This window comes from Phytopseudomonas straminea (assembly GCF_900112645.1).
GTDB classification, from domain to species: domain Bacteria; phylum Pseudomonadota; class Gammaproteobacteria; order Pseudomonadales; family Pseudomonadaceae; genus Aquipseudomonas; species Aquipseudomonas straminea.
The window spans coordinates 385,926-401,772 of record NZ_FOMO01000005.1; the positions used below are offsets into that span (position 1 = coordinate 385,926).

General features: G+C 62.6%; 20 protein-coding genes and 1 pseudogene. 19 read left to right on the plus strand and 2 right to left on the minus strand.

Annotation, left to right across the window (positions count from 1 at the left end; translation table 11 throughout):
- The first annotated feature begins 773 nt into the window (after positions 1-773).
- A complete protein-coding gene (locus BM279_RS14845; protein WP_093504884.1) occupies positions 774-1,418 on the plus strand; it encodes a hypothetical protein in 645 nt (214 codons plus the stop codon).
- Here BM279_RS14845 and BM279_RS14850 read toward each other — a convergent pair.
- Together BM279_RS14850 and BM279_RS14855 are read right to left on the minus strand one after the other, a co-directional pair.
- Positions 1,396-2,415, minus strand: a complete 1,020-nt coding sequence (locus BM279_RS14850; RefSeq protein WP_093504886.1) for a phage portal protein — start codon at positions 2,413-2,415, stop codon at positions 1,396-1,398. The genes BM279_RS14845 and BM279_RS14850 overlap by 23 nt on opposite strands.
- Positions 2,415-4,175, minus strand: a complete 1,761-nt coding sequence (locus tag BM279_RS14855; RefSeq protein ID WP_093504888.1) for a terminase ATPase subunit family protein — start codon at positions 4,173-4,175, stop codon at positions 2,415-2,417. Before BM279_RS14855 ends, BM279_RS14850 begins: the two co-directional genes overlap by 1 nt.
- Before the next feature lie 157 nt (positions 4,176-4,332).
- On the opposite strand from BM279_RS14855, the gene BM279_RS14860 reads away from it, so the two are divergent.
- The 18 genes and pseudogenes from BM279_RS14860 to BM279_RS14940 all read left to right on the plus strand — a co-directional run bounded on the left by BM279_RS14860 (position 4,333) and on the right by BM279_RS14940 (position 15,846).
- The gene (locus BM279_RS14860; protein ID WP_093504890.1) at positions 4,333-5,178 is read left to right on the plus strand and encodes a GPO family capsid scaffolding protein; all 846 of its coding nucleotides are present in this window, start codon (positions 4,333-4,335) and stop codon (positions 5,176-5,178) included.
- A gap of 28 nt (positions 5,179-5,206) precedes the next feature.
- On the plus strand, positions 5,207-6,259 hold the full coding sequence (locus BM279_RS14865) for a phage major capsid protein, P2 family (protein ID WP_093504892.1): 1,053 nt from the start codon (positions 5,207-5,209) through the stop codon (positions 6,257-6,259).
- Between the two features lie 3 nt (positions 6,260-6,262).
- Positions 6,263-6,973, plus strand: a complete 711-nt coding sequence (gene gpM, locus BM279_RS14870) for a phage terminase small subunit (RefSeq protein WP_093504894.1) — start codon at positions 6,263-6,265, stop codon at positions 6,971-6,973.
- 101 nt (positions 6,974-7,074) lie between these two features.
- Positions 7,075-7,536 (plus strand): head completion/stabilization protein, encoded by a 462-nt coding sequence (locus tag BM279_RS14875; RefSeq protein ID WP_093504896.1) that lies wholly within the window; start codon positions 7,075-7,077, stop codon positions 7,534-7,536.
- Positions 7,536-7,742: a tail protein X gene (locus BM279_RS14880; RefSeq protein WP_093504898.1), complete on the plus strand. Its 207-nt coding sequence runs from the start codon at positions 7,536-7,538 to the stop codon at positions 7,740-7,742. The genes BM279_RS14875 and BM279_RS14880 overlap by 1 nt, the downstream gene beginning before the upstream one ends.
- 30 nt (positions 7,743-7,772) lie before the next feature.
- Positions 7,773-8,087 (plus strand): phage holin, lambda family, encoded by a 315-nt coding sequence (locus BM279_RS14885; protein ID WP_084307422.1) that lies wholly within the window; start codon positions 7,773-7,775, stop codon positions 8,085-8,087.
- On the plus strand, positions 8,084-8,929 hold the full coding sequence (locus BM279_RS14890; RefSeq protein WP_093504900.1) for an N-acetylmuramidase domain-containing protein: 846 nt from the start codon (positions 8,084-8,086) through the stop codon (positions 8,927-8,929). The genes BM279_RS14885 and BM279_RS14890 overlap by 4 nt, the downstream gene beginning before the upstream one ends.
- Positions 8,926-9,369 (plus strand): DUF2570 domain-containing protein, encoded by a 444-nt coding sequence (locus tag BM279_RS23765; protein ID WP_167363149.1) that lies wholly within the window; start codon positions 8,926-8,928, stop codon positions 9,367-9,369. The genes BM279_RS14890 and BM279_RS23765 overlap by 4 nt, the downstream gene beginning before the upstream one ends.
- Positions 9,290-9,475: pseudogene (lysC, locus tag BM279_RS23605) on the plus strand (Rz1-like lysis system protein LysC); the annotation flags it as partial. The gene BM279_RS23765 and the pseudogene lysC, both read left to right, overlap by 80 nt.
- Positions 9,472-9,951 carry a phage tail protein gene (locus BM279_RS14905; protein ID WP_093504906.1) on the plus strand — a complete coding sequence of 160 codons (480 nt, stop codon included), beginning with the start codon at positions 9,472-9,474 and terminating at the stop codon, positions 9,949-9,951. The pseudogene lysC and the gene BM279_RS14905, both read left to right, overlap by 4 nt.
- The gene (locus BM279_RS14910; RefSeq protein WP_093504908.1) at positions 9,944-10,402 is read left to right on the plus strand and encodes a phage virion morphogenesis protein; all 459 of its coding nucleotides are present in this window, start codon (positions 9,944-9,946) and stop codon (positions 10,400-10,402) included. The genes BM279_RS14905 and BM279_RS14910 overlap by 8 nt, the downstream gene beginning before the upstream one ends.
- Before the next feature lie 286 nt (positions 10,403-10,688).
- Positions 10,689-10,829, plus strand: coding sequence for a hypothetical protein (locus BM279_RS23390; protein WP_167363150.1), 141 nt, complete (start codon positions 10,689-10,691; stop codon positions 10,827-10,829).
- Positions 10,830-10,934: 105 nt separating this feature from the next.
- The gene (locus tag BM279_RS14915) at positions 10,935-12,053 is read left to right on the plus strand and encodes a CBS domain-containing protein (protein WP_244154166.1); all 1,119 of its coding nucleotides are present in this window, start codon (positions 10,935-10,937) and stop codon (positions 12,051-12,053) included.
- Positions 12,054-12,121: 68 nt separating this feature from the next.
- On the plus strand, positions 12,122-12,694 hold the full coding sequence (locus tag BM279_RS14920; protein ID WP_093504910.1) for a phage baseplate assembly protein V: 573 nt from the start codon (positions 12,122-12,124) through the stop codon (positions 12,692-12,694).
- A complete protein-coding gene (locus tag BM279_RS14925) occupies positions 12,691-13,035 on the plus strand; it encodes a GPW/gp25 family protein (protein ID WP_093504912.1) in 345 nt (114 codons plus the stop codon). Before BM279_RS14920 ends, BM279_RS14925 begins: the two co-directional genes overlap by 4 nt.
- Entirely contained in the window at positions 13,032-13,934 is a 903-nt protein-coding gene (locus BM279_RS14930; protein WP_093504914.1) for a baseplate J/gp47 family protein, read from the plus strand. Before BM279_RS14925 ends, BM279_RS14930 begins: the two co-directional genes overlap by 4 nt.
- Positions 13,931-14,548 (plus strand): phage tail protein I, encoded by a 618-nt coding sequence (locus tag BM279_RS14935; protein ID WP_093504916.1) that lies wholly within the window; start codon positions 13,931-13,933, stop codon positions 14,546-14,548. Before BM279_RS14930 ends, BM279_RS14935 begins: the two co-directional genes overlap by 4 nt.
- Positions 14,545-15,846, plus strand: a complete 1,302-nt coding sequence (locus tag BM279_RS14940) for a phage tail-collar fiber domain-containing protein (protein WP_093504918.1) — start codon at positions 14,545-14,547, stop codon at positions 15,844-15,846. The genes BM279_RS14935 and BM279_RS14940 overlap by 4 nt, the downstream gene beginning before the upstream one ends.
- The last annotated feature ends 1 nt before the right edge of the window (position 15,847 follow it).

Genomic DNA, 15,847 nt, shown 5'->3' on the forward strand with positions numbered 1-15,847 from the left:
AAGTGTTCCCAAATCCGTTCCCAATTTAGGGTAGATCGGTCTACAGCCCTTTGAAATCAGCTACTTACATGGTGCGGACGGAGAGACTCGAACTCATCGCAGTCCCTTCCACCACACGTGAAACCCGCATTCTCTCTGGCTCTCGCTCAGAGCGTGAGCCTGAATTTGTTCCCAAGTCGTTCCCAAGAACGAAAGGGAGCGGCACTTTATTAGGCGTCCCCAGCGGGGTCAACCAAATTTTCAGTTCAGCCCTATTTTTTAGGTAATTTTGGTAATTTTTCGAACTATCATGCCCGAAAGCCAATCAGATCAAGGGTTTAGCTCAGATTTCTAAAGGTAATAATTTGGTAATTTTTAGGTAAGCTCATTACCCATCAGAGGTGTAATTCGAGCCAAATAAAAAACCTATATAAATCAGCAAGATAAATTTTTATTACCTTAGCCATTACCCCAAATTACCCACAAAGGTAATGATTCAAATCCAGCGTCCATGCGGCCTGCAGGCCCGTTTGACGCCTTCCTGACCGTTATTACCTTTTTTCGACACCGCTCCTGAAACGGGCCCCAATGCATGCTTTTTATGAGCACGGCGCAGGGTTCCGCAGGTATTTCCTCACCGTCACTCCTTGAGGCAGCTCAACAGCCGCGCCGCACGGGGACAGATGCAGATACGCAGAAAAAGCGACACGTTTAGCGCCCAGGTGTGGTGGGGGGACGACTGCGCGCGCCGGCCCCTGCTACCCTTTGCAGCTGGCTTAGGAGGCCCGTCGCAAATGGAATTGATGTCTGACGTGATAGCGAATGACCCGGTGATTGAGCAGCTACTTCGTGCGTGGCTGGGCGCAGTTCAGCGCTACACCCACCTGTTTAAGAGTGAAGACTGCTGCTGGTGGTACAACGAACGCACAAGCGTGAGCGTACTTGCCGGGGCCGCATGGACCTTGGGCTGGGCAGCACTAGAGGAATGCCCCACGGAAAAGCACCCGCCGAGCTATTCAGGAGTCGAGGCAGATTGCCCCATTAGACGCGGTCGCATTGACCTCTACATATCAACTGACCGGGAAGAGCTGACATTTGAGGCCAAGCAGGTTTGGCAAAAGCTTCCCGGCGTTGACAAGGTTAGCGAAGGACGCAATGGCGCAAGAAATGCAGCGCTGGATATTCCCGCGCACACAACAGATCGGCTTTTCGCGGCGACGTTCGTTATCCCGTTTTTTGCTGAGTCCGATATAAAGGATGGCGATACAGACCTGACTGCTTGGGTGAGCAATCAATTGGAGCTCCTGGGAGGCAGCCTAGAATCCTGTGCTTACTACTTCCCAAGGCTCGAATCCGGCCAGTTGAAGAACGTGGCGGACTTCATCTACCCCGGTGTGATGCTCATAATTGAGGAGCTCACAGGGTCGCCGGCAGCATAAATTCATCAAACCGCACCACCTCCTCCCCCAGCCACTCATTAACCTGCAGCAGCCTGGCCTGAATCGGCTCCAGCTCGTTCATCGCCCACACCTGGGCGGCGTCCCTGATCGAGCCGAACCCGCCAGCGTTCTGCGGCACGATGCCCATCAGCTGCGGCGGAATGCGCAGCGAGGCCAGCAGGTCATCACGGCTGATGTTCTTGATCGCCGCGAAGTCATCCTTAGCCGACACCTCGCTGATCGGGATCAGCTGAATACCGTCCTTCTTCCCGCCAGGTGCGTACATGAACAGGTTGCGGAAATTGCCCGGCCCCTTGCTGTCCTTCATAGCCTGGCGCAGGTCCTTGACGAAGCTCTCATCCTGCACCGCGTCGTGCATGTACAGAATGAAGCCCGCGTGCGACCCGTTCTGGTAGTATTTGCGCCGGAACAGCGTCGCGGACTCATTCAGCAGCGCGCTTTGCAGCGCCGCCAGCCACTCTGGCAACCCGTAGATTTCCTGGTTGATGTCGGCCTCACGCACATGGCACACAGCGCCGCGCCGGAATTCGTGCTCATCCTTCCAGCCGCGAACCTGGTAGTACTGGTCCAGGTCGATACCGCGCCGCATGTACTTTGCCAGCACCGGCCGCAGCCCCAGCGTGCTGCGCAGCATGTTGTCGTGCTTCTCCAGGTAGGCGTTGCCGAAGGTGCCCCAGTCCGTGGCGAATTGCTCGAACGCCTGGCGGCTCAACAGCCGATGCGGCTTGAAGGTACGCACCAGCATGTTGCGGCGGAAATTCAGCCCAGACTGCAGATAGACGCTCGCCCGGGTCGACCGGGCCAGGCCATCCAACGACATCGGCGGTTCATACCACCGCCCATTGGCCCAGCACTCCAGGTAATCCAGGATCTCTCGGCCATCGAGCACTGGCACCGGGTCGCCGAACGTGAACGCCTCGGCTCGCGCGCCCTGCCCACTCAATTGCTGGGCCTGCGCCCCTTGGTTATCGCTCATCAGCTGAACTCCATGATGGCCGTGTTGCTGGTGGTCTGCCCTTCCAGCGGCTCATTAATCAATGCGTGGAACAGCGCCCACGCTAGGTCGGCATGCCCGGTCGCATCGCTGCGCCCGGCCGTGTAGGTGAATTGGCGCCCGCTGGGCGTCATGGTCTTGCGGATGGCCATCAGCGCCTGGGCAACGTCCGTCCAGCCAGCGTCGAACTCGAAGCGGCCCTTGCGAATCACGTCCCAGGCCTTCATCACCAGGCGGGTTTTCACCTCCGGGCTGTAGCTGAAGGTGCGCAACCCAGGGAAAAACTGCTTCACCAGCTGCGCCACGCCGGCACCCATGCCCGTGGTATCGATGCCGATATAGGTCACCCAGTAGCGCTGGGTGATCTGCTGGATGATCCGCGCCTGGGCCTCGAAATCCATGCCGCGGAACTGGTGCTTTTCCACCAGCCGGAACTTGCCGCCCGGCACCAGCGGCGGGGCCACTACCACCAGGCCGGCCGTGTCGCCCGACTCGGCCGGGTCGTACCCCACCCATACCTGGCGCTCGCCCAGCGGCCGCGGCGCGAAGGGCTTGTAGTCCTCCCACACCTCCCAGCTGTCGACCATGCACGGCTGCAGCATTGTCAGCGGGAAGATGCTGTCGCCATCGTTGACGAACTGGCACATCAGCAAGTTTTCGAAGGCCTGCGCGTCGTACTCGAGGCGCAGCTCGTCCAGGTCGAACAGATCGCAGCCGCGCGACTCCGCATCAAGGATGGTCACGATCTGCCGCCAGATCCCGTCCTCACAGCGGCGCCCCTGCTGCAGCGCGTCGTGGCTCACGTCGATGTTCAGGTGCTGGGCCGTAGGCTTGCCCTTGTTGTGCCGCTCACCCGTCCAGTACACGTAGGCCGGGTGGGCCATGCTCGAGGGCGTCGAGAAGTACGTTTTTCGCCAGTGCTTGTGCAGCGCCATGCCGGACGCCACCTTGTTGATTTCCTCGAAGCCGTGCACCCAGAAGAATTCGTCGAAGTAGAAATTGCCGCTGCGCCCCTGGGCGGTACGAAAGTTCGTGCCAAGGAAGTGCAGCTCAGCGTTGTTCCACAGCACGATGGGGTCGCCTGTCAGCTTTACCCCCAGCACCTCGTTCATGAACGACTGCATGTAGTTCTTGAACTGGTGGGCCTGCGCCTTGCTGGCCGACAGGAAGATCTGGTTTCGCCCGGTCGTGATCGCGTCGATCAACGCCTCCCGCGCAAAATAGTACGTGGCGCCGATCTGGCGGGACTTGAGCAACATCCGCGTGCGCTGGTTGCCAGCGCGGTACCAGTCGAGCTGGTAATCGAAGCACCCATCCTTGAACGCCTCGACCAGCGTCTCGATCTGCTCTTCGCTCAGCTCATTGCGGACGGCCTGCTTTTTCGGCCCCTCGTTGCGCTTGGCCAGGTTCGGGTTGAGCTCGCCCTCGGTACCGCCACCCTGGAAGCGCTGGATGCGCGCCTGCCGTTCGAGCTGACGGTGCAGCAGGTCAATTTCCTTGAAGTCGCCGCCCGTCTTCCCCTCTTTCAGGATCAGCTGCACCAGCCGCGCTTCGAGCGCCCCGCCGATGCGCTCGACGTTATCAGCCCTGTCCCACTCGTCCCGGGTCTTCCAGCTATGGACGGTCTTTTCTTTCTCGCCCAGGTAGTCGGCGATATCGGTGATGCGCCAACCCGTCCAGTACAGGAATTTGGCCTGGCGGCGGGAGTCGGTAGTTGGCTGGTAAGGGGCGGTAGTGTTCATGGCGCCGATGCTGCCGCCCGCGCGCGTAAGCCCCTACCGGCGGGCGTTGTAGCGCGCTGCCCTACAACCTCACGTCGTTGCCGCCGCCTCGCCCACTGCCGACCATGCCCTCAACGCGAAACCCGCCAACAGCGAACCGCACCGAGGATTCCCAAGCATGTCCGCCACCGCCAAAAAACTCCGTTCCAAATGGACCCGCATCGCCACCGAAGGCGCTACCACCGACGGCCGCAAGATCGAGCGCAAATGGATCGAGCAGATGGCTGCCCAGTACAGCCGCAACACCTACGGCGCCCGCATCAACTGCGAGCACATCAAATCGTACTTTCCGGGCAGTGAGTTCGGCGCCTACGGCGACGTGGTGGCGCTGAAGGCTGAAGAAGTCGAACTCAACGGCGAGAAGAAGCTCGGCCTATTCGCCCAGCTGGAACCCAACGAAGCGCTGCTCGCCCTCAACAAGAAGGGCCAGAAGATCTACACCTCCATCGAGGTACAGCCCGAGTTCGCTGACACCGGCAAGGCTTACCTGGTCGGCCTGGCCGTCACCGACACTCCCGCCAGCCTGGGTACCGAGGCGCTTAGCTTCAGCGCCCAGCACGGCACCCTCGCCGGCCGTAAGCAGCACGCGGACAACCTGTTCACCGCTGCCGCCGAAACCGCCCTCGACTTCGAAGAAATCGACGACACCCCAAGCATGTTCGCCGCCCTGAAAGGGCGCATGACCGAGCTGCTGAAACTGAGCAAGGACAAGGAAGGCAAGGACGCCGCCCACTTCGCCGAGCTGGGCGAAATGATCGGCGACCTGGCCGAGCACGGCGCCAAACAGGCCGAGGCCTTCGCAAACGCCACCGCCGCCCACGAAAAGCTCCAGGCCGACCACACCAAGCTGGCCGGCGATTTCGCCGACTTGCTCAAGCGCCTGGAACAAACCCCTGACCAGCAGCACAGCCAGCGCCCGCCGGTAACCGGTGCCGACGGTAAACAGCAACTGGCCCAGTTCTGATCAACACACCCAGCTTCGGAGCAACACGATGCGTAAAGAAACCCGCCAGGCCTTCCGGGCCTATCAGTCCCAAGTCGCCAAGCTGAACGGTGCCGACGACGCCACCGAGAAGTTCAACGTTGAACCCAGCGTCCACCAGAAGCTGGAGACTGCTATTCAAGAGTCGAACGCCCTGCTCGGCCGCATCAACATCATCGGCGTCGACGAGCAAACCGGCGAAGCCCTGCAGATCGGTGTCAACGGCCCGGTGGCCAGCCGTACCAACACCAAAGCCGGCAAACGTCGTAACCCAGGCGAGCGCCATAAGCTGACCAAAGACAGCTACGCCTGCGTGCAGACCAACTTCGACACGTCGTTCCTCTACGCCACCGTGGATCAGTGGGCCAAATTCCCTGACTTCCAGGTGCGACTGAGCAATGCCATCGTTACCCGACAGGGCTTGGACCGCATCACCATCGGCTTCCATGGCAAAGAAGCAGCCGCGGAAACCGACATCGAAGCCAACCCGATGCTTGAGGACGTCAACATCGGCTGGCTGGAGAAGATCCGCACCAAGGCGCCAGATCGCTTGCTCGAAGAAGGCGTCGCAGGCAGCGGCAAGGTCGTAGTAGGCAAAGGCGGCGATTACAAAACGCTGGATGGCATCGTTTACGACGCCGTGCAGCTGCTCGAACCATGGCACCGCAACCACCCCGACCTGGTGGTACTGGTGTCTCGCGGCCTGCTGCACGCCAAGCTGCTCAAGGCTGTCGAGAAAGGCGGCGACTCCAACGTCGAAGAGAATGCAGCGCAGGAAGTAGTCAGCCGCGCTCGCCTGGGTGGTCTGCCGATCGTGGATGCGCCGTTCTTCCCGGAAGGCACCATTCTCATCACCACCCTGGCCAACCTGTCTATCTACTGGCAGGAAAAGACCCGGCGTCGCCTCGTCCGTGACGAACCGGACTACGACCGCATTGCCGACTACCAATCGGTCAATGAGGCATACGTCGTTGAAGACTTTGGCCTGGTTGCCTTGGTGGAGAACATCGAGCGTGCCCCGGAGCCCGACGATGAGCCCGCCGCAGAAGCCGCTGAGGGCTAAGTCATGGCACTGACCCTCGCCCAACGCACCCAGCTGCGCAAACGCGCAGCTGTCCAGGCGGCAGCAGCGGTAGGCCCGGCCATCACCATGGCCGGTGCCAGCGTCTATGAGCTTTACCAGGCCCAACTGCACCAGCACAAACAGCAGCTCAAGAAGATCCAGAGCCAGGAAGGCAAGGCCGACACCAAGCGCAAGCTGCTGCCGGACTACGCCCCCTACGTCGACGGCGTGCTCAGCGCCGGCAAGGGCGCCCAGGACGACGTGCTCACCACCATCATGCTGTGGCGCATCGACGTGGGCGACTACGCCGGCGCCCTTGCCATCGCTGAATACGCGCTGCCCTACGGCCTCAAGATGCCCGACAAGTTCGAGCGCTCCCTGGGCTGCGTCGTGGCCGAGGAAATCGCCAACGTCGCCATCAAGTTGCAGAAGGCCAGCGGCTCGTTTGACCTGGGCCTGCTGCTGCGCACCGAGGCGGCTACCGCCAACGAGGATATGCCCGACGAAGCCCGCGCCAAGCTGCACCTGGCCATCGGCAAGGCGGCATCCGCCCTGGTGCCGGACGACGCCGAGGCGGTCGAGGCCCTGCCCCTGCTGCTCATGGCCAAGCAGGATCTGGCTCGCGCCATCGAGCTGCACACCAACTGCGGCGGCAAAAAAGATCTGGAGCGCGTCGAGCGCCTCCTGAAGAAACACGCCGGCACCACCGGCTAACCGAGCGTCCCCACGCGCCCGGCGGCTCGGGGTGAATCAGACAGGGTGACTCCTTCCCTGCCCTGTGAAACCCCGACCACCGCCGACTTGAGGCCCTGACCATGAGCGCATTCGTAGCGGGCGGCGTTGCAGCGCCGCTCACACTCACCAACGACGGCTTTTGGCCGGACATCGACCTTGCCGACCTGCGCGACGCCCAGCGCATCGCCAGCAGCGTCACCAATGGCCGACTGGAAACCGCCGTGGTGGCGGCCATGATCAGCGTCAACCGCGAGCTCAGCCCCCGCAAGCTGCGATACCAGGCCGAGGGGCACACCCACCTGGACGCCGTGCCCGCCGACAAGATCGCCGAGCGCAGCGTCCTCACCATCCTCTACCAGCGCGCCGTCTACAGCGCCGCCAGCGCCGAGGTAGCCGAGCGCTACCGCAGCTTCGATGCCACCAACAGCGGCGCCGCCAAAGCCGAGGAAGAAGAGCCCACCGTCGACGACTACCGCCGCGACAGCCGTTTCGCCATCCGCGATCTGCTCGGCATCAGCCGCACCACCGTCGAGCTGCTGTGATGGCCACCCTACGCGCCAACCAAAACGAAACCCTCGACGCCCTCTGCTGGCGGCACTACGGCCGCACCGCCGGCGTCGTCGAGGCCGTGCTTGAGGCAAACCCCGGTCTAGCCGACCTGGGCCCCAACCTTCCACAAGGCCACACCGTCACCCTGCCCGAGTCCGCGCCGCAGCCCGAGCAGCAGGCGGTAACCCTATGGGACTGACCACCACCGCAGGGCAAAGGAACCATGAAAATGCCTGACCGTCCCGAAACCTGGGCCTGGCTCGCCAGCTGGCTCGAACACAACTGGCCCGCCATCTACAGCGGTGGCCTGGCGTTCTTCATCGCCGCGCTGCGCATCATCTACGGCGGCGGCAACCTGCGCCGCGTCGCCCTCGAAGCGCCCCTGTGCGGCTTCCTCGCCATGGCCACCAGCCACGGCATCGAGCTGCTCGGCATCCCTGCCACCACTGCCCCCTTCTTCGGCGGCGCCATCGGTCTGCTGGGCGTAGAAGGCACGCGCGCTGCCGCCAAACGCTTCTTCGAACGCAAGGTAGAAACGCTATGAGCCAAACCCTACGCCACGGCGACCGCTCCCAGGCCGTCCAGCAACTGCAGCGCTCCCTGATCGCCCGCGGCTACAACCTCTACCCGGATGGCGACTTCGGCGACGAAACTGAGAAAGCCGTCCGTGCCTTCCAGCTCAAGGTGGGCCTGGTGGTCGACGGCGCCGCCGGCCCGAAAACCCTGGCCGCACTCGCCGGTGCCGACTGCTCCAAGCTGCTCAGCAACGCCACCCTGGTGGCGGCTGCCGAGCGCCTCGGCGTCGAGCTGGCCAGCGTCTACGCCGTCAACGAGGTGGAATCCGCCGGCGCTGGCTTCCTGAGCAACGGCAAGCCCGCCATTTTGTTCGAGCGCCACATCATGCATCGCCAGTTGAGCACCCCGCGGAGCCCGGACCAGGTCGCCGGCAAGCTCAAGGCCCGCGCCGATCTGCTGGCCAGCGAATTCCCCAACCTGGTCAATGTTCGCCCCGGTGGCTACGCCGGCGGCGTGGCCGAGCACCAGCGCTTGGCCCAGGCTCGCCAGCTCGATGACACCGCCGCGCTCGAATCGGCCAGTTGGGGCGCCTTCCAGATCATGGGCTTCCACGCCACCCGTCTCGGCTATGCCAGCGTGCAGGCCTTCGCCGCCGCCATGGCCCAGGATGAAAACGCCCAGTTCAATGCCTTCGTGGCGTTCATCGAAGCCGACCCGGTGCTGCAAAAGGCCCTGAAAGCCCGCAAGTGGAAGGACTTCGCCGCCAAGTACAACGGCCCCAACTACGCCCGCAACCTGTACGACGTGAAGCTGCAGCGCGCCTACGAGCGCCATGCCGGCTGTGGCTGCGGCCAGCAGGCCGCCGCGTGAGCCCCCTGCGCCAGGCCGCTTACGGCGTCGCCCTGCTGCTGGCCATCGCCCTGTTCATCTGGGGCGGCTATCAGCAGAGCCTGGCCGCCCAGGCCCGCGCCAAGGCCGACGCCGAGCGCATTGCCACGCTCGAACAGCGCAGCGCCCGCCAGGCCCAGACCATCATCAACCTGGGCGCCGATATCGCCACCCAGCGCCTGGCCCAGCAGGGCCTGCAGAACAATCGCGCCGACCTGCAGCAGGCCAACGCCGTGCACCAGGTGCAGAAAAAGGAGACCGTCCGCAATGACCCGCCTGCACAAAACTGGGCTGCTCAGCCTCTGCCTGCTCTCACTCGCCGCCTGCACCAGCGCCCCGCCATCACCGGAGCCGCTGGTTACCGTGCATTCCAGTCCAGTCGTAACGCGCTGCACCCTCCCGCCGGCGGCGCCGATCGATAACGGCGAGCTCAGCGACGACAACGACGCCCTGCTCGCCGCCTGGGCCGACTGCGCCGCCCAGGTCGATGCCGTGTTCGAACACAACCAGCAGAGGCCCGCACCGTGAACAAACCCAACAGCCTGCGCGAGCACCTGCTGGCCAAGGTCCCAGGCCTCGCCCAGAACCCGGATCGCCTGCTGATCTTCATCGACGAAGGCACCCTGCGTTGCACCTCGGCCGCGTCCCTGTCGTGGGAATACGGCTACACACTGCAGGTCATAGTCACCGACTTCGCCGCCCACCCGGACACCGTCATGCTGCCCCTGCTCGGCTGGCTCATCGTCCACCAGAACGAGCTGCTGTCCAACCTGACCAAGTCCGCCGAGGGCATCGCCTTCGAGGCCGACGTGCTCGACGGCAACACCATCGACCTGGCCCTCAAGCTGCCCCTGACCGAGCGCGTGGTCGTCGGCAAGGACGAAGCCGGCGCCACCACCCTCACACACCCGGCCGAGCCGCAGCCGATGCAGGCCTTCACCGATCCCGCCTGGCCACCAGCCGGCAGCGACAGCCAGCGCGAGTGGTACCTGCCAGATGGCTGACACCCTCGACGACCTGTCTAGCTGGCTCACTCCGCTGCTGATGCGCCTACAGCCCGCCCAGCGCGCCAAGCTGGCCCGCGAGGCCGCCAAGCGCATGCGCCGTACCCAGCAGCAACGCATCCTGGTGCAGCGCAACCCGGACGGCACCGTCTTCACCCCGCGCAAGGCACGTACCCTGCGCAGCAAGCAGGGCCGCATCAAGGCCCGCGCCAAGATGTTCACCAAGCTGCGCACCGCGCGCTACCTCAAGGCCGGGGGCAGCGCTGCAGAGGCCACCGTCAGCTTTGCCGGGCGCATCAGCCGTATCGCCCGCATTCACCAGTACGGCCTGCGGGATCGCCCCGGAAAGGGCATGCCCGACGTGCAGTACGCCAAGCGCGAGCTGCTCGGCTTCGCACCAGGTGACCGCGACATGCTCAGTGACCTGCTGCTCGAGCACCTCGCCGGCTGAGGTACACGGTGCAGTATCACTGCACCGTTGACGCTCCCCGGCATCAGCGCTATCGTTCGCCCGTCGCTGCAAAATCAGCGACACGGGTTTGGTCGCCCGTTTAAAGCAAAAGGCGCACGACGCCGATTAGGCGTTTTTTTGTGCCCGTGTTATGGCGGGCTGTGCGTGGGAGGGCTTCGGCCCTGCCGGGTTCCTTTTGCCCCGGTCGACCAACCTGCGCACAGTTCGCCACCCCTTTGTTTGGTCGCAAAGGCGGCGAACTCCAAATAGCAAAAGGAGTTCCACCATGCTCATGCACCTCCTCGCTCGCCTGATTCTCACCGCCGACGAACGCATTCTACTTACCAGCCTGCGCAAGCTCGACAAGGATGAACAGCAGTTTTTCCAGCGCGCTATAGACGCCATGGCTCACCGTCAGCCACGCTAGAATGCCTGCGCTCGATTAGGGCCAGTGTCGACTTGCAGCATCTCAGTCCTTCGATTGAAACTGCCTGCAGCTGAATATCAAACCGATCATTAGGAAGTGATCACTATGAGCCGTGAAGAGCGTAACAAGCGCCTGAAAGCAATCAAAGAAAGCTTGGACACCGGATGGGAAGTTACGGGCGTCTCAGTTCGTGACTTTATTAGTTGGTTCGGGGCTGAACGCCGGGGCAACATGGTTTCTTATGTTATCCGCAAAGTTCTCAAGGAATTCGAACTTGAAACATTCCCGGATTTTGACACGGTACCTCTTGACGCAAAAATCAGTTTCAAGCTGATAACCTCTCCAGATCAAGACAATGATCAATCAGAGGAGACTCCTGACGAAACTAGCGAGTCCTTTGATGACATTAACCCTGAAGCCACGGCTTCCGATGGCGATATTGAAACAGCACAAGCTCTACTTGTAACCGGTGCATTGCACGAGCCAGCATTCAGGCTGAGTCGCCTGGTATCGGCCCATAACAAACCAGTTTGTGTAAAACCTGACAGTAGTTTGAAAGAAGCCGTGACTTTGATGCTCCGCCACGACTTTTCACAACTGCCAGTAATGACCAATGAACGAGACGTAAAAGGTATCGTTAGCTGGGAGTCCATAGGTACAGCGCTTTTTTTTGAGAGTGAAAAGTCTCCTATGTACGTTCGTGAATGTATGGTAAGCCACAATGAGATGCCAGCTGCCAGCTCAATATTTATTGCGATCCCACACATAGTCCAGCACTCTTACATACTAGTAAGAGATCTTGACAAAACCATATCTGGCATTATCACAACCGCAGACTTGAGCTTGCAGTTTAAGCAGCTATCAGAGCCTTTCCTGCTTCTCGCCGAAATTGAAAATCATGTGAGAGCTTTGATTGATGGAAAATTCACCCAACATGAGCTTGCCCAGTTCAAAGCCCCTGGCGACGATGAAAGGCTTATCGAAACAGTAGCCGACCTAACTTTCGGTGAGTACATCCGAATTTTTGAGAACCCCATTTCATGGGCCAAAACAAAACTCCAAATCGACCGAGCCACGTTTATCTCTGAGCTAGAAAAAATTAGGGTGATTCGTAACGATGTTATGCACTTCGACCCTGACGGAATGACTCCAGAGAAACATGAGCTGCTGACCAAGTTCGTGCACTTTATCCATGCGATAAAGAAGTTACATTCCTCTCCTTAAATTTGTAAGAAGCTTCACTACAACCCCCACCTGCTGCGCCCCTCGCGCGAGGGCGCCACCATCGCGGCATGACTTCCATCGCCGCCCTTGCCCGCCTGATCGAAAACCTTGTCCGCCTCGGCACCATCGCCGAGGTGGACGAGTCGAAAGCCCGCGTGCGCGTGAAGTCCGGCGAGCTGCTCACCACCTGGCTGCCTTGGCTGGCCCTGCGCGCCGGCGCCGACCGAGCCTGGAACCCGCCCACCGACGGCGAACAGGTTGTGCTGCTGAGCCCCTCCGGCCAGCTTGCCCAGGGCATCGTGCTCACCGGCCTGTTCAGCGAAGCCAACCCGGCCAACGGCGGCCGCGCAGGCCTGCACCGCACCACCTACCGTGATGGCGCCGTGCTCGAGTACGACAGCATCGCCCACCTGCTGCGCGTCCAGCTGCCCGCCGGCGGCCGAATCGAAATCACCGCCCCGGCCGGCCTCGATATCACTGGCGACATCCGCCACACCGGCGACTACACCCAGACCGGCAACCAGACCATCACCGGCACGGTTGAGGTCAGCGAAGACGTAGTCGCAGCCGGCATCAGCCTGGTCCAGCACCGCCATGGCGGCGTGCAGTCGGGCGGCAGCAGCACGGGGCAGCCGCAATGAACCGCCACACCGGCAGCACCATCACCGAGCTGGAGCACATCAGCCAGAGCATCGGCGACATCCTCACCACCCGCCTGGGTACCCGCGTGATGCGCCGCGAGTACGGCAGCCTGCTGGTCGACCTGATCGACCAGCCCGGCAACGACACCACCCGCTTGCTCTGCTATGCCGCCATCGCCATGGCCGTCATGCGCTGGGAGCCGCGCATACGGCTCAGCCGCGTGCAGCTGGACGCCGGCACCATGGCCGGCCAGTTCGTGCTCACCCTGGAAGCCGTCCGCGTAGACACCAACGAGGCCGCCAACCTGGTCATCCCCCTGCGCATGGGGGCCGCAGCATGAACGTCTTTACGCCTATCGACCTGGCCGCCCTGCCAGACCCGCAAGTCGTCGAGCAGCTCGACTACGAAGCCATCCTCGCCGAGCGCAAGGCCTACACCGTCAGCCTGTGGCCGGCCGACGAGCAAGCCACCATCGCCGCCCGCCTGGCGCTGGAGTCCGAGCCGCTTACCAAGCTGGTGCAGGAAAACGCCTACCGCGAAACCCTGCTGCGTCAGCGCGTCAACGAAGCGGCCCTGGCCACCATGCTCGCCAAGGCCCGCGGCACAGACCTGGAGCAGATCGCCGGCAACTACAACGTGCGCCGCCTGGTCATCACCCCGGCCACCGAAACCGACGCAGCCGTGATGGAATCGGACGAGGCGCTGCGTGAGCGAACGCAAATGGCCTTCGAAGGCCTCAGCACCGCCGGCCCGCGTAACGCCTACATCTTCCATGCTCGCAGCGCGGACGGCCGCATCGCTGACGCCACAGCCGAAAGCCCGTCACCCGCCGTCGTGGTCGTCACCGTGCAGCACGCCCTGGGCGACGGCACCGTGCCGGCCGACCTGCAGGCCGTCGTGCTCCAGTACCTGTCCGATGATGACCGCCGGCCGGTTGCCGACCGCCTCACCGTGCAATCGGCCCAGGTACTGCCCTACCAGGTCACCGCCCAACTGCACCTGGCCACCACCGGCCCCGAGACCGAGCCAATTCTTGCGGCCGCACAGGCTCAGCTGGATGCCCTGGTAAATACCCGCCGCCGCCTGGGCGTCGAGGTGTCCACCTCGGCCATCCACGCCGCCTTGCACGTTGAAGGCGTGCGCCGTGTGGATCTGCAAGGCTGGGATGACATCAAGCCTACCCCAGCCCAGGCCGCTTACTGCACCGGCACACACATCAGTATCGCGGGGCAGCTATGAGCGCTGCCCTGCTGCCGTCCAACGGCACCCAGCTCGAACGCCTGGCCGCCCAGGCCCTCGCGCAGATCGAGCGCGTGCCCGTGCCGATCCGCGACCTGCTCAGCCCCGCGCGCTGCCCGGTCGAGCTGCTGCCCTACCTGGCCTGGGCCTTCTCGGTGGATCGCTGGGAGAGTGGCTGGAGCGAAGCCACCAAACGCCAGGTCATCGCCAGCGCGTACTACGTGCACGCACACAAGGGCACCATCGGCGCGCTGCGCCGCGTGGTCGAACCGCTTGGCTACCTGATCCGCGTCACCGAGTGGTGGCAGGAAAAACCCGAAGGCGTGCCCGGAACCTTCCGCCTCGATATCGGCGTGCTGGAGTCCGGCATCACCGAAGAGATGTTCGAGTCCCTCACCCTGCTGATCGACGACGCCAAGCCCGTCAGCCGCCACCTCACCGGGCTGGCCATCGTGCTCGAAACCCGTGGCCGCACCTTCATCGGCGCCACGGCCCTGCATGGCGACACCACAACCGTCTACCCGTACGCACCTGGCCTGATAGAGGTCAGCACACCCGCGATTCTCCAGGGCGCTGCGGCACACACTATCGACATCATGAGCGTCTACCCATGAGCACCTACTACGCCGTCCTTACCGCCACTGGCGAAGCCAAACTCGCCAACGCAACCGCCCTTGGCACCAAGCTGCAGCTCAGCAAAATGGCCGTCGGCGACGGCAACGGCGCCCTGCCCAACCCGGTCCGCACCCAAACTGCCCTGGTGCGCGAAACCTACCGGGCGGACCTGAACACGCTCAGCCCCGACCCGATGAACGCAAACCAGATCATTGCCGAAATGGTGATTCCGGAAACTGAGGGCGGCTACTGGCTGCGCGAGATGGGCATCTACGATGCTGCAGGCGATCTGTTCGCCGTCGCCAACTGCCCCGAAAGCTATAAGCCGCAGATGGCCGAGGGCTCGGGCCGAACCCAAGTGCTGCGCATGGTGCTCATCGTCAGCAGCACGGCAGCAGTGCAACTCAAGATCGATCCGAGTGTGGTGCTGGCCACACGCGCTTATGTCGAAAGCCTCATCACCGTGCATCAGACCGGCGCCGACCCCCACAAGCAGTACAAGCTGCGCGGTGCCTTCACATACCTGAATGCCAATACGCAAATAGCTAGCAGCCATGAGGGCGTCATCATTTTGGACGCCACCGCCGGCGCCCGAACGCTCACTTTGCCACTCAACGATGCTGAACTCGGCGTGCGCGACTTTCTTGTCCGGCGCGCTGATAACACCGGCAACCGCGCAAAAGTCCAGGCATCAGGCCAGGACAAAATCAAGTTCCACACTCATCTCAATGCGGCCGGCTATCCGTTCCTGGTGCTGATGGGGGCTGGTGACTGGTGGCATCTGCGCAGTGACGGTGAGGGTGGCTGGTGGCCAATTGCACGGCATGACTCAACGCCGCTGGGGCGCCCTCTGTTCGACACCACCACCGCCTTTCCAGCCGGCGGCTACGGTGCCTTGAGTGGGCCTGTCCTGGTACGCGCCGACTGGCCATGGCTATGGGACCACGCCCAGCAATCGGGAATGCTCACCAGCGAGGCTGCTCGCGCAGGCATGGAAGGCGGCTGGACCACTGGAGATGGCTCGACCACGTTCCGCGCTCCAGACCTACGCGGTGAGTTCATTCGGGTGCTCGATGAGGGCCGCGGCGTCAACGCAGGTCGTGTCGCCGGCAGTTGGCAAGCCGGCGAGATCCAACGGCACTCGCACACGATTTTCAGAGGGCTCGCCCAGGCCAACACATCCACATCCAGTAACGGCGGGGACAACATGAGTTTCTCCGGTACATCCGGTGAAACGGGTGGCGATGAAACCCGGCCGCGCAGCATCGCCCTTCCAGCTCGCGCGAAATTCATCTGAG